Annotated in this window: 7 protein-coding genes; 6 read left to right on the plus strand and 1 reads right to left on the minus strand. The window is 53.9% G+C overall.

Annotated elements, in window-relative coordinates; genetic code table 11:
• Positions 1 to 16 precede the first annotated feature (16 nt).
• The 6 genes from IVG45_RS09710 to IVG45_RS09735 all read left to right on the plus strand — a co-directional run bounded on the left by IVG45_RS09710 (position 17) and on the right by IVG45_RS09735 (position 10,284).
• Positions 17 to 460, plus strand: a complete 444-nt coding sequence (locus tag IVG45_RS09710; protein WP_196437615.1) for a roadblock/LC7 domain-containing protein — start codon at positions 17 to 19, stop codon at positions 458 to 460.
• A gap of 232 nt (positions 461 to 692) precedes the next feature.
• Positions 693 to 1,790: a response regulator gene (locus tag IVG45_RS09715; protein WP_196437616.1), complete on the plus strand. Its 1,098-nt coding sequence runs from the start codon at positions 693 to 695 to the stop codon at positions 1,788 to 1,790.
• Between the two features lie 155 nt (positions 1,791 to 1,945).
• Positions 1,946 to 4,576 (plus strand): PAS domain S-box protein, encoded by a 2,631-nt coding sequence (locus tag IVG45_RS09720; RefSeq protein WP_196437617.1) that lies wholly within the window; start codon positions 1,946 to 1,948, stop codon positions 4,574 to 4,576.
• A gap of 79 nt (positions 4,577 to 4,655) precedes the next feature.
• Positions 4,656 to 6,275, plus strand: a complete 1,620-nt coding sequence (locus tag IVG45_RS09725; RefSeq protein ID WP_196437618.1) for a sensor histidine kinase — start codon at positions 4,656 to 4,658, stop codon at positions 6,273 to 6,275.
• A gap of 9 nt (positions 6,276 to 6,284) precedes the next feature.
• Positions 6,285 to 6,725 (plus strand): response regulator, encoded by a 441-nt coding sequence (locus IVG45_RS09730; protein ID WP_196437619.1) that lies wholly within the window; start codon positions 6,285 to 6,287, stop codon positions 6,723 to 6,725.
• Positions 6,726 to 6,732: 7 nt separating this feature from the next.
• Positions 6,733 to 10,284, plus strand: coding sequence for a PAS domain S-box protein (locus tag IVG45_RS09735; RefSeq protein ID WP_196437620.1), 3,552 nt, complete (start codon positions 6,733 to 6,735; stop codon positions 10,282 to 10,284).
• Between the two features lie 67 nt (positions 10,285 to 10,351).
• Here IVG45_RS09735 and IVG45_RS09740 read toward each other — a convergent pair whose 3' ends face one another.
• Positions 10,352 to 14,218, minus strand: a complete 3,867-nt coding sequence (locus IVG45_RS09740) for a DUF1631 family protein (RefSeq protein WP_196437621.1) — start codon at positions 14,216 to 14,218, stop codon at positions 10,352 to 10,354.
• Positions 14,219 to 14,430 lie beyond the last annotated feature (212 nt).

Here is a 14,430-nt window from a genome sequence, read left to right on the forward strand (position 1 = left end):
CAACCCATACTTTCCTATGCATTGGTTAGAATCGCAATTGGCCGAACTCAATCGACTGGCCGATGCCTACGTTTTGGCGCGGCGGCAATCGTCGGCCGACATCATCAACATCAGCGAAACGACACGCTTAAAACGCAGTCAATTTATCGATGCGGTACAAGCCTTGGTCAATAATGTCGGCAAAATCAAAGGTATTAGCGCTTGCGCCGCTTACCACGACGGTCTGATTCTGGCCCAATCGGACAAGGCGCCCAACATGGAAGCGTTCGGCGCGCTGGTCCAGGACAGTATCCGCACCGCGCAACAAGGCGCCGAAGAATTGGATTTGGGGGCAATTGAACAGATCGTGATCGTCGGAACCAGCAACAAGGTGGCGATGCTCAGCGTCGGCCCGCTGATTTTATCTATTTCCAGCCCTAAACATATCAATTTGGCCTTGGCACTGAGTCAGGGCGCTTAAGGCTTGCATGGGCCGAAATAATCCGTTTCGGCATGATACGGATTCCAACCTATCCTCTCCTCAAGGCATGCGGCCCAGCCGCAAGCTAAGGAAAGCCCCCTAACCACCTCAAGCCGGTGGTTTTAGCATATCCTCCACCGGCAAATCCATGTTAGAGTTGCCTCGCTAGCCCCATAGCCTATTGGTAGACATGATTTTTTAGGCAAAAAAACATAACGACCACTTGACACTCATGCCGACGCTAACCCAAAAAACGATATTGATTGTTGACGACTCCCCGGAAAACCTAACCGTTCTCGGCGAATTGCTGAATCCGCTCTACCGGGTATTGGTAGCCACTTCCGGCCAAAAAGCCCTGCGTATCGCCGACGCCACGGTTCCTGATCTAGTGTTGCTGGATGTAATGATGCCGGACATGGACGGTTACCAGGTCTTCGAGCAATTGCACGCCAATCCGCTGACCAACCATATCCCAGTGATATTCGTCACGGCGATGGACAGCACCGAGGCCGAGTTGCGCGGCCTGGACGTGGGAGCGGTGGATTACATCACCAAACCGATCGTGCCGCCCATCGTGCTGGCTCGCATCCGCACCCAACTGGAACTGAAACAAGCGCGCGACCGTCTGGCCGACCAGAATGCCTGGCTGGAAGCCGAAATCGCCAAACGCATGATGGAAAACACCCTAATCCAGGAAGTCAGCATCCGGGCGCTGGCGCATCTGGCCGAAACCCGCGACCCGGAAACCGGCAATCACATCCTGCGCACCCAAGGCTATGTCCAGCAATTGGCCTTGATACTGCAAAACCACCCACGCTTCTCAACCACGCTGACGGACCATTACATCCAGTTGTTGACGCGCTCGGCACCGCTGCACGACATCGGCAAGGTCGGCATTCCCGATTATATTCTGCAAAAACCGGGGCCACTTAATCCGGAAGAATGGGAAATCATGAAAACCCATGCCTATATCGGCGCCGTGGCCATCGAAGAAGCCGAAAAGGATGTGGAAAGACCGGTGGAATTTTTGATTTTGGCCAAGGAAATCGCCCATTGGCATCACGAAAAATGGGATGGGACAGGCTATCCGGATAGCCTGTCCGGCGAAGCCATTCCGGTTTCGGCCCGCATCATGGCGCTGGCGGATGTATTCGACGCCTTGATTTCGCGCCGCGTTTACAAGGAGGCCATGCCGTCCGAGGCAGTGCGGGACATCATTGCCGCCGGCCGAAACCAACATTTCGACCCCGACATGGTCGACGCCTTCCTGGCCCATTACCCGGTTTTTTGCGATATTGCCGATCGCCATCGCGATCCGATAGTGGAATAAGCGCATGATTCCGGCCGCATCAAACCCACTATGCGGGATTATCGCCAATATTACCTACCCCCAAGGAGCGCTGGCATGACTATTCGCACCGACAGCGCTGGCCGTGCCCGGCGCGCGGCACCTTACCCCACACTATCCTGAACCCGCCCGCCGCCATGCCAGCCAACCCGATCAACGACCAAGCGGAACCGTCGGACCGTGGCCGAATCCTGCTCGTGGTCCTGGTGTATGTGTTATTCGCGGCCGGCTGGATATTATTATCGGACAAATGCATACGCATCCTGTTCAGCGACCCGGACCAAATCATCCTGGCCAGCACACTGAAAGGCTGGCTGTTCGTCGCTATCACCGCATTGTTGCTGTATGACCTGATGCGGCGCTGGTTCGGCGGCCATTCCGAAGCCAAATTCAGCCCAACCACCCATTCGCGCCAACTGAAACTGCTGTTCGCGTTTTTGGCAACCGGCATACTCGCACTGGCCGCCGCTGGCATTACCCATACCTTTGCGAATAACAAGTCCAGGGAAATCGCCCGATTGCAAGCCATCGCCGAGCTGAAGTCGCGCCAGATAGCCGATTGGCTGAGTGAGCGGCATGACGATGCCGAATTTATCCGGGCCAACGAGACCCTGGCCGAATATTACCTGAATTGGCAAGCATCGGGTGATACCGATAGCGGCCAACGCCTACAAGCACACTTGGAAAAATATCGGAAAATCCAAGGATTCCATGCCGTGACCCTACTCGATCCAAACGGCGATAAATTGTGGGGCAGCGCCGAGTCGCCGCAAACGGTCGCCCCCGAGTTGCAAGCCGCCGCGCGGCTGGCCGGCACCCGACAGCAGGTTCTGCATGTCGGACTATACCGAGGAGTGTCCGGGCGCCCGCGGCTGGATTTCATCGCGCCACTGGCGTCGGTGTCCGGCTCCGCGCCACTGGTGGTTTTGCACGTTGATCCGCATGACTGGTTATTCCCTACCCTGCAAAACTGGCCTGCGCCCAGCGTCAGCGGTGAAACCTTAATATTCCGGCGCGATGGCGACCAGATACTCTATCTCAACGAATTACGCCATCGACAAAACACAACAGCGACATTGCGGCTACCCATCTTGGACAGAAAACTACTGGCCGCCCAAGCAGTACAGCACGGCGAAATCCGGCCGGGTGACGCCCTGGAAGGCCTGGATTATCGCGGCGAACCGGTGATCGGCGTGACGCAAGCCGTCCCCGGCAGCGACTGGTTTCTGACCGCCAAACTTGACCGGTCCGAACTCTACGCCGAAGCCATCGACGATGCCGACTGGATCGGTTTTAGCGGCTTACTGATTCTGCTGATCACCGGCGCCGGTTTCCAGCTGTTGAAGCAGAACCAAAGGCTGGCTTTGGCCCAAGCCCTGCAGCAATCACAGGCGGAACGCATACGGGAGATGAATTTGCTGACGGCTATCGTCGACAGCTCGAACGACAGTATTTTCGCCAAGGATTTAGCCGGACGTTTCGTGCTGTTCAACCGAGCGGCCGCCGATATGGTCGGCAAGCCGGCCGAGGCGGTATTGGGCCAGAACGAATACGCTATCTTCCCGGCCGAACAGGCCGATCAGCTGCTCGCCAACGAACGTATCGCGCTTGCGGATAACCGTATTCTTACCAATGAAGAAACCCTCGGCACACCCCACGGTGAAAAAACCTTCCTGACCAGCAAGGGGCCGTTGCACGACGCCGACGGCAACATCATCGGCCTGTTCGGCATTTGCCGCGACATCAGCGAACGCATACGCGCGGAACAAGCTCTGCGCGAAAGCGAAAACCGCTTCCGGGCCTTGGTGGAACAATCGCTGGCCGGCATCTATATCATTCAGGATAATAACTTACGTTATGTCAATCCGACCTTCGCCGGCATTTTCGGCTATGCCGCGCCGGAGGATTTGATCGACCGGGTGCCGGTCGCCGAACTGGTCAGCCCGGAATACCGCGAACAGACGCTGGAAAACATACGCAGGCTGATCGACGGCGAACTGTCCGAGATCATGCATTTCATCGTTGTGGCCTTGCGCCGAGATGGCCGGCGTATTGACATCGAGGCGCACGGCTCGACTATCGACTATCAAGGCCGGCCGGCGGTGATCGGCCAAGTCCTCGACATCAGCGAACGTAAACAGGCGGAATTGAGCTTGCGTCAAAACCAGGCATTCAAACACGCCATTCTCGATTCGGTCAGCGCCTCGATTGCCGTGCTGGATAAACAAGGCGTGATTATCGCTGTCAACCAACCCTGGAAACGCTTTGCCGAGGAAAACGGGCTTTACGCCGGCCAACCGGCCGCTCAAACCGGAATAGGCATGAATTACCTGGAAATCTGCCGGCATAGCATCGGCTTCTCATCGGAGGGCGCGCAGGCGGCCAGGGATGGTATCTTAGCGGTACTGGAAGCTCGGCTGCCCCAGTTCAGTCTCGAGTATCCCTGCCATTCGCCGACCCGACAACGCTGGTTCGTGATGCACGCTACCCCATTGAACATCGCCGAGGGCGGTGTTGTGATCAGCCATTCCGACATCACCGCCCGCAAAACCGCCGAAGAAACATTGAAGTATCAGGCCGAGGAATTGTCGCGCCACAATGCCGAACTGGAACGTTTCAATCGTCTGATGACGGGACGCGAGCTGGACATGATAGCCTTGAAACAACGGATCAACGCCCTATCCCGCCAACTGGGCCGGGAAGCACCTTACCCGCTGGCTTTTCTGGATGACCAGGCCCAACCCTCTAGTCGAGAAGACGGCGCATGATTGGCTTCCTACCACAGGCCCCGTGTCCAGTGTTCCTCACTAATCAGGCCGCCGCCACGGCTATTTTTTGGAGCAGCCAATGATGATCGACCAACTCAACCTGTTGTTTGCGGTGAAGGATTACATCCCTCACGGCTATTGCCTGAGCTGGTCGCCGAACCTGGTCATGATTTACGCGATCAGTGACCTGTTGATTTTTATAGCGTATTTTTCGATGCCGCTGGCATTGGCCTATTTCGCGCGGCGGCGCGCGGACTTCCCCTACCAATGGCTGCTGTGGCTGTTTGCCGCGTTTATCATGGCTTGCGGCACGACCCATCTGATGGGGGCTATTGTGCTGTGGACGCCGCTATATGGCCTGGACGCCCTGCTGAGAGCGGCCACCGCGCTGCTATCGGTCATCACCGCCGCCGTGCTGTGGCCCTTGCTGCCGCATGCATTGAAACTGCCCAGCCCCGCTCAATTGCGGCTAATCAACCAAGATCTGCAAAGCGAAATCGCCGAACGCCGCCGGATCGAGGAAGAATTGAGAATAGCCAAGGCCGCCGCCGAGGAAGGTCTGCTGCGGCAGCGGATGCTAATGGCCGCCATTGTCGAGTCTTCCCAAGATGCCATCATCGGCAAGACCCTGGACAATATCGGTACCAGCTGGAATCGGGCTGCTGAACGGATTTTCGGTTACTCGGCGGATGAGATGATAGGCCGCTCCCTGCTCTGCCTGATAGCGCCGGAACAGCACGACGACGAACAACAGCGGCTGGACAGCATAAGGCGCGGTGAATCGATCAATCAATTGGAAACCCAACTGATCCGCAAAAACGGTAACCGGATAGACGTGTCCGTCACTCTGTCGCCGATTCTGGACCTCGCCGGCCAGGTGGTCGGTGCATCGCAAATCGTCAGGGACATCACCGAGCAAAAACGGGTGGCGGCCCAAATCCGGGAACTGAATGCCAATCTCGAACAAAAGGTCAACCTACGCACGCTCGAACTCAGCGCGGCAAATCGCGAACTGGACAGCTTCGCCTATGCGGTGTCTCACGATTTGCGCGCGCCGCTGCGAGCCATGAGCGGATTCAGCCGAGCCCTGATCGAGGATTACGGCGACAGCTTACAGGGCGAATCCAGGGTTTATCTGCAACAAATCGACCTGGCCAGCCGCAAGATGGGCGAATTGATTGACGGCCTGTTGACGCTTTCACGCGGCACGCGCGGCGAGTTGCGGCATGATGCATTGGACATTTCCTTAATGTCGCAACACCTGCTGGCCGAACTGGCCAAAAACGAGCCCGAACGCCAGGTATCGATCGAGGTGGAGAGCGGATTACAGGCTTATGGCGATGCTCGCATGCTGGAAGTGGTGATGGCCAATCTACTGAGCAATGCCTGGAAATACACTGCGGGGACCGATCCGGCCATGATACGGGTCCATGCCGAGCAACGCGATGGAGTGCGCCACTTTTGCGTGGCCGACAACGGCGCCGGTTTCGATATGGCGCACGCCAACCGCCTGTTTCAGCCCTTTCAGCGTCTGCACCGGCAGGATGAATTCCCCGGCATCGGTATCGGCCTGGCCACCGTGCAACGCATCATAAACCGGCACGGCGGCGGCATATCGGCGCGGGGCGAAGCGGGCAAGGGCGCGGTATTCTGTTTTACCTTGCCCGAACAGCGCCCGGAATCGGCGCGAGACCAATAGGATTTAACAATGAATAGCAAAACCCTGCTGTTGGTGGAAGACAATCCCCAGGATGAAATGCTGACCTTGCGTGCCTTGCGCAAAGCCGGCCTGGCCAACAAAATCGAGGTGGCGCGAGACGGCCAACAGGCGCTGGATTATCTATTCCGGCTCGGCGAATTTACCGACCGGGACGGTCCCGATCTACCCACCCTGGTGTTACTCGACATCGGCCTGCCTCGGCTGTCCGGCCTGGAAGTGCTGGAACGCCTGCGCGCCGATAGCCGCACCGCATTACTGCCGGTGGTGATACTCACGTCTTCCGATGAGGAACGCGACCGCCTGCAATGCTATGAAATTGGCGCCAACAGCTTCGTGCGCAAACCGGTGGACTTCGCCGAATTCGCCGAAACCGTCACGCGCCTGGGCGTGTACTGGCTGCTGACGAACGAACCCGCGCCGGCGCGCTGAAACCACGATGAACGCCCCACTCAAGCTGCTGATCATTGAAGATGTCCCGGCCGACTTTCTGTTGCTGGAGCGGCATTTTCGCCACTGCGGCCAGGACGCCGAATGCCGGCGGGTGGAAAACGATATGGAGCTGAAAGCCGCGCTTCAAAACGGCCCATGGGATGCGGTGCTGTCCGACTATAACGTACCCGGCATGGATTTTCCCGCCAGCTTGCAACAAATCCGGCAGTTCAACCCCGATTTGCCGGTAATTTTGGTCTCGGGCAGCGTCGGCGAGGAAACTGCGGTCGAACTATTGCACCTAGGGATTAGCGATTTTGTGCTGAAGGACAATCTAACCCGCCTATTACCCGCCATCGCGCGCGGCATGGACGAGGCCAACGAACGGCGCGCGCGCAAGGAGGCCGAAGCCGCCCTGCGCAAGAGCCAAACAGCCGCCCTCGAAGAGCAACGCCAGGCCCGCATTGCGGCCCTCAACCTGATGGAAGATGCGGTCGCGGCCAGGGCCAGCGCCGAAGCCGCGCATGTCGAACTGCAAGAGTCGGAAGCCAAATACCGATTGCTGGCCGAAAACGCCTCCGAGTGCATCTTCTGGATAGATCCCGACGGTAACCTCAAGTACCTGTCGCCGGCCTGCGCCCGGCTTTACCTGCGGAACATTGAAGATTTTCTAGCCGATCCCTGTTTAATGGCCGACGTCATCCATCCGGACGACAGAGCCACCTATCTTCACCACCTGATTTGTCTTGATCCCAATGAAGGAGAACTGGAACTCCGCATCATGCGCGAAGACGGTCGCCACGTCTGGATCAGCCATCATTGCAAACCCATCTTCGACACTAGCGGCGAATATCTGGGACGACGCGGCGTAAACCGGGATATTACTCAGCGCAAGCAAATCGAGCAGGAGCTACGCGATAGCGAAGAACGCTTCCGGGTAGCCACCGAAAACATCCGCGATGCCTTTATCATGGTTGATGGCATAGAGGGCAAAATCGTACTGTGGAACCCGGCAGCCACAACTATGTTTGGCTACAGCAGCCGAGAGGCATTGGGACAGCCGATACACGCACTCCTTGCCCCGCCGCGTTTCCATGCGGCGGCAGCGGCCGGTATGGCACATTTCGCTAACACGGGTGAAGGCCCGGTAATTGCCCGCACCCTGGAACTGCCGGCCCTGCACAAAAACGGCACAGAATTTTCGATCGAACTCTCGCTGTCGGCGACCTTGCTTGGTGGCCAATGGCATGCCGCTGGCGTGATCCGCGACATCACAGAACGCAAAAAAACCGAGGATCAACTACGTAAACTGGCCCAAGTGGTCGAGCAAAGCCCGGAAAGCATCGTCATTACCGATCAAAACGGTGTGATCGAATACGTCAACGAAGTCTTTCTGCGCAATTCGGGTTACAGCCGCGAGGAAATCATCGGCCAAAATCCACGCATTCTCAAATCCGGCAAGACCTCGCCGGAAACGCATCGGGCATTTTGGGACGCCATGCTGCGCGGCGAAATCTGGAAGGGCGAATTCGTCAACAGGCGCAAGGACGGCAGCGAATACGTGGAATTCGCCATCGTGACTCCGATCCGCCAGGCCGATGGCACCATCAGCCATTACGCGGCGGTCAAGGAAAACATCACCGAAAAAAAACGCATCGGCGAGGAACTGGACAGACACCGTCATCACCTGGAGGAACTGGTAGCGAGCCGCACCGCCGAACTGGAGGCGGCCCGGGCGCAGGCGGACGCCGCCAATCAGGCCAAAAGCTCCTTTCTGGCCAATATGAGCCATGAAATTCGGACCCCGATGAATGCGATCATCGGCCTGACCTATCTGTTGCGGCAAAGCCCGTTGAACAAAGACCAGCGCGAACGTCTGGAAAAAATCGACATGGCCGCCGAACATTTGTTGGCCATCATCAATGACATTCTGGATTTATCGAAAATAGACGCCGGTTGCCTGGAACTGGAACAAACCGACTTTGCCCTGGAAACCATACTGGACCATATACGCTCGCTGATTGCCGACAAGGCTCAAGCCAAGGGTCTGAGCATCGAAGTGGATAGCGGCGGTGTTCCGCTCTGGCTGCGCGGCGATCCGACCCGGCTGCGTCAGGCCATGCTGAATTATGTCAGCAACGCGCTCAAATTCACCAAGGAAGGCAGCATTTGGCTGCGCGCCAAATTACTGGCCGAAACCGACGCGGGTTTATTGATACGGTTTGAAGTTCAGGACACCGGCATCGGCATCGCCCCGGAAAGTTTGCCCATGCTGTTTACCGCCTTTGCCCAGGCCGATGTTTCCATCACTCGCCAATACGGCGGCACCGGCTTGGGACTAGCCATCACCCGCAATCTGGCAAATATGATGGGCGGCGACGCGGGCGTGGAAAGTACGCCAAGCCATGGCAGCACGTTCTGGTTTACCGCCAAGTTACAGCGCGGCCATGGCGTCATACCCAGCGCATCCTGGGGGAAATCGGCCAACGCCGAAGCCATGCTGCGCCGGCATTTTACCGGCGCTCGGTTACTGTTGGCGGAAGACAACCCCATCAACCGGGAAGTGGCGCTGGAATTGTTGCACGGCGCTGGTCTGTCGGTGGATACCGCCGAAAACGGCCGGATTGCGTTGGAAAAGGTGCTGTCAAATAGTTACGATCTGGTCCTGATGGACGTACAAATGCCGGAAATGGACGGTTTGACCGCTACCCGGGCACTACGCTCCCGGCCGGATTTCGCGCCCTTGCCGATTTTGGCCATGACCGCCAATGCCTTCGACGACGATAGGCATGCTTGCCTGGATGCCGGCATGAACGACTTTGTCGCCAAACCGGTCAATCCCGAACAACTCTACGAGACGGTTTTGCGTTGGCTATCCGCCGACGACCGCCAGCGCTTAGCGGTGGATAGGTTTGACTCCGCCGAGCTATTATCGCCTCCTCCGGTTCCGGCCCAAGCCTTCAACCTACCCGGCGTGGATGTCACGGCCGGCCTAGGGGCCGTCAAGGGCAATAGCGCTAAATATCGCCACCTGCTGCGCATATTCGCCGAATCCCACGCCGAAGACATGAAACAGGTACAGGCTTTTCTGATCGACGGCAATATCGCGGATGCACATCGCCTGGCGCACAATCTAAAAGGCGTTTCCGCTACATTGGGCGCTCGCACGGTTTCCGATCTGGCCGCGCGCTTGGATAACGCCTTTCGCCGGGAGGCCAGCGTTGCCGAGCGCTCGGAACTGGCTAGCTTATGCGATCACGAGCTGACGCAACTGGTACAAGCCATTTTGGCCTTGCCCGTCGAAGCCGAACCCATGGAGCAGACCGATATAGGCGACATCGATCCGGAACGCTTGCGGCGGACCCTGGCCGAGCTGGAAAAACTGCTGGCCGAAAACAACGCCCTCGCCAGTAATTTAGCCAGGGACTCGGCCAATCTGCTGCGAACCAGACTGGGCAAGCGTTATAGCGAATTTTCTCGCCAAATCGATATATTCGATTATGAAACCGCGCTGGAGACCCTACGCGGCGCCAGCGACCGGACGGATTCGGAAGGATAGGGAATTTATATTCCCCCTCGCCCACCTTGGAGGTTATTACGGCATTCGCCCTCGTTTTAGCGTCATGTCAGATCTCCCAAAACGCATTATCTTCAAAATAAAAAGCTTCGCTTGCGGGCGCTTCAATAACCAGATCGGTTAGGAAGATCGGTTTTTGAATACCGTAGCCTTGAACGTAATCGACGCCAATCTGCCGGAGAATCTCTCGAATTTCATTGTTCTCGACATATTCGGCTATGGTTTTCAAACCCAAGGAATGGGCAATTTCGTTCATGGATTTTACGATGGCAATGTCGGCTTTGTTATTGGCAATATCTTTAACAAAAGCGCCGTCAATTTTTAGATAATCAACGCTCAGGTTTTTCAAATAAGAATAGGACGAATAACCCGAGCCGAAATCATCCAGCGAGAATTTACAGCCAAACTGCTTGATGGCCTGGATAAAACGTTTGGTAAAAGCCAAGCTTTCGGCCGCCACCGTTTCGGTGATTTCAAAGGTAATTTTGTCGAGCGGTATAGTCGAGGAGGCTAGAAAATCCCTCAAAAACTCCAAAAATTCTTCACTATTAATCGATTGTCCGGACAGGTTGATCGAGAATCCGTCCATATTAATAAAATCCTGCCTATTTTGCTCTATCCAAATGAATACATTTCTGATGATCCATTCATCGATTTCCGGCATCCGTTTGCAGCGCTCAACCGCCGGAATGAAATGATCGGGAGGAATGATATTATCGGCGTCGTCTCTTACCCCGAGCAAAATTTCATAATGTTGATGAGTCTGTCTGGTTTGATCGACCGGCGCAATCCTCTGACAACGAATAAATAACCGATTTTGGGATAACACATTATCGATATGCCCTATCCATTCATACAATTTATTTTGCCGTTTCAAACTCTCGTCATCGGAGTTAAACATCAACACATGATTCGGTCCGGAATGCTCGGCCGACAGGCTGGCGGTGTCGGCTTGCTGAAGTAATTGATGAATATCGTAACAATTATCTCCAAATGCGACCAAGCCCAAGCTGACACCAATCGGAAAACTCTTTTCCAGCCATTCAAAATGTGAGTCATTAATCAGCTTTATCAATTGTTTGCAGAATTGATAACCTTCATCGGCGCTACAGTGCTTGAATAACACGGCAAAAGACTGATCTCCAATCCGAGCGGCGATATTATCGGTTTTTAATTGCTCGACGATGATCCGCGATATACGTTTTATCAGTTGCGCGCCGCCGACTAGCCCGCAAATACTGGTTATCACTCGAAAATCCAATACTTCCATGTGACATAGCATGTGCTGCGAATTACTCAGTTTAGGCAGTTCGTTTCTCAGTTGCTTGACGAATTCATCCTTGGTAAAGAGATCGGTTTCGTGGTCGTGAGTCGCATTGTGAACCAACTTTTCATGCATATTCTGCAACATGATATTGGTGGCGCGATCCACCACCGGAATATCCAGATTATCCATTTTATTGGCCGCGCCACTGCGGAAACGCTCGGCCAGTTCGATATTATTAAGCTCCATCTTATTCAAGCCATCACGATTAACGAAAACGTAAACCCGTAGAAAAGTCCCCTTCCACACCAGTTTCATCGGCTCGAAGCCTTGGGGGCCGGACAGCATCATCAGCCAGTCGCCGACCTGTAATTGTTCGACCTGAGCCCAACTACCATCGGATAACTCGGTCAGCGTTCGTTCATTCGAATTGAGCGGCGGAATTTTGACCGTTCTAACCGGACTTCTGACTTTCGGCGTACCCACGCCCAACAACAAGGCCGTCAATTCCTCGATAATTGTTTTACGTTCCGTGACACTGGTACAAACCGAAACCAAATTCTCCCCGAAAAACTCGATGGTCTTTTGGATGCTGCCGGACTGGATTTTAACCACCGAATCCTGCTCGTACAGCCAAAAAAACAAGTCATCGAGTGCCTTCCAATATTTTCGATATTCGTCCGGTTTTGTGTCTTTATTCAGTTCAGCCATCACCAACAGATGTTGCCAACCGGCCTTCAACAAAGCCGGAATGACGGTGGGAACGGCTTTGCCGGCAATACGCTTATCGACTTCATTCTGTACCGAGCAGCGCGCCATTTCCAGTTTTTGCCGGCCATCATAAACTTCGACAATATGTTTGATATTCGAGTCTATCGATTTGCTAACCTGCTGGGTCAGCCCATCCAATTCTTGCCCGACCTCGGTAAATATATTGGGGTTTGCATTAGATTCCCGCGCTATGCGCGAAATAATTTTATCCAGGGTATTTTTGATATTGATATTCTTGATGACCCGATTGCTTTTTACCATGGGATCCAAAAAAGCCAGCTGATTCAATATCTTTCTAGCCGGATGGCTATCCGACTCTAAAAAATCGCTACCCTGAAACGGCAAGGACAGTAGCGACAAGTGAATACTGTCCAAATAGGATTTAATTTCGACCGAGAATGCCAAATCATTGAATAGGGTTTCAAAAAACTTACCATATATTTCCAGATGCCGAATATCATCACTAGAGAGTAGGTTTGCTTTATTGCCTAGACTTTCCAAATTATCCTGTAATTGCTTTTGCAGCGCGGTCGAATCCAGATGGATAGGCCCGCCGTCACCCATCGCATGTTGTATATTTGAAATAGCCGCGACAATCTGATCGGATGAAATCGCCGGATAGGATGAAGCTGACACCAGCGCCTTATCATTCGACAAACTCTTCTTGATCAGCTCCAGGGAACTGGTATCCATTTCATTCAATATATCGAGCAATTTTCCGGCGATTTGCGTGACAGGCGGCCTGTTATTCCGCTCCGAATAATCCGGCTCATGCGCCTGTTGCTCCGGTAAATGCCGGTTACCCTGGATTCTAATATTTTGGTTTTCGGGCGGTAAATCTTGGGGTTTATACGTGTTTTTATCCGATTCCGTAGGCAATGGTTGCCGTGTTTTTTCAGCGGATTCCTGCTTGGATAAAACCGATTCGACTTGCTCATACAAGTTAATCAAGCTGTTGAACAGTGTTTTACCGAAACAACGGTAAACAACTTTATAAAGGTTGGCGTCAAACTCTTGCCGCAGTATGATTTCACGAAAACAATTACATAATACCGCCGGACTAATGGGATTATTGACCGTGAATGTCGATAGGCCGAACACCCGGCTTAACGCCCTGATCAATTGATTGATTTGATCTTCAAAATGGTTGGATAGCGCTCTGACGATCTCCGACATATTCAACCAGTCTTCAAAATCCTCCTTATCAACCAGCGACAGAGGCATGTCAACGCTGAGAATATCTTCCTTTTTATCTTCAGACTCGGAAATATAATCGACCTGTGAAACCACCAAACTACAAAATTCGCTGATGACGGATTCCCGGCCCTGCTTTAGGGTTGTGATGAAATCGTCGAACGCGGAACGGTTGGCAAAATATTGAGCGTGTTCGTTGGCGTTTTCCAAGTCTTCAACGATATACACATAAAAACGCATCATCAGTGAAGGCAATTGATCGACCAATATTTTTTTCAATGCATTTTTGGAATTCTGCTGTTTTATTGTATTGGGCGACGACCTACGTTTATCCCGCAGCAGGATTTTGGTGCCGTTATCCACTGCCTTGATTAAGGCATTCAGTAAAGCATCCGGCATGTGTTCAAATTCGACCCCTAGGCCGGTAGACGTGACATGGACTATTTTGGCGTCGATTTCGAAGTTTTCCGGCGCGTAACCAGTATTAATAGAGAATTGGATTCTGGCCGCTTTAACCGGCGGAATTTGGAGGTCCGCTTGTTTAAAGCCGAGGTAAAAACCACCGTCACAAAAATCCAGAATGAAACAGGGAAACGAGACCGAATCATTAAATCGTAATGTGGCCTCGATTTCTATTGCATAGCGAATATGGCGGCGGCGTTTGCTTTTTTTGATGTTGCTTAACATAAACCGGTAACGATATGAATCACGGCAGGCCTTCTGTTTCCCGTACTGGATAGTGGATCAAGATCAACAATCCGCGCATTACATCCGGTTGCCGCAAACAGCGAAGTCCGGCTGGAATATACTCCGCCGACCGGCCATGGTAGCTGTCCTTTAGCAATTGCAGCGTCTAACGTCAACATCCACTCTTCGTTTCCATGTTACACCTTGTATCG

Origin of the sequence: Methylomonas sp. LL1, assembly GCF_015711015.1 — a bacterium.
Taxonomy (GTDB): domain Bacteria; phylum Pseudomonadota; class Gammaproteobacteria; order Methylococcales; family Methylomonadaceae; genus Methylomonas.

Excerpts from the sequence above, each read along its gene's own strand:
- IVG45_RS09720 (WP_196437617.1), top strand. The coding sequence starts at position 1,946 with ATGCCAGCCAACCCGATCAACGACCAAGCGGAACCGTCGGACCGTGGC.
- IVG45_RS09715 (WP_196437616.1), top strand. The coding sequence starts at position 693 with ATGCCGACGCTAACCCAAAAAACGATATTGATTGTTGACGACTCCCCG.
- IVG45_RS09710 (WP_196437615.1), top strand. The coding sequence starts at position 17 with ATGCATTGGTTAGAATCGCAATTGGCCGAACTCAATCGACTGGCCGAT.
- IVG45_RS09730 (WP_196437619.1), top strand. The coding sequence starts at position 6,285 with ATGAATAGCAAAACCCTGCTGTTGGTGGAAGACAATCCCCAGGATGAA.
- IVG45_RS09725 (WP_196437618.1), top strand. The coding sequence starts at position 4,656 with ATGATGATCGACCAACTCAACCTGTTGTTTGCGGTGAAGGATTACATC.
- IVG45_RS09735 (WP_196437620.1), top strand. The coding sequence starts at position 6,733 with ATGAACGCCCCACTCAAGCTGCTGATCATTGAAGATGTCCCGGCCGAC.
- IVG45_RS09740 (WP_196437621.1), bottom strand. The coding sequence starts at position 14,218 with ATGTTAAGCAACATCAAAAAAAGCAAACGCCGCCGCCATATTCGCTAT.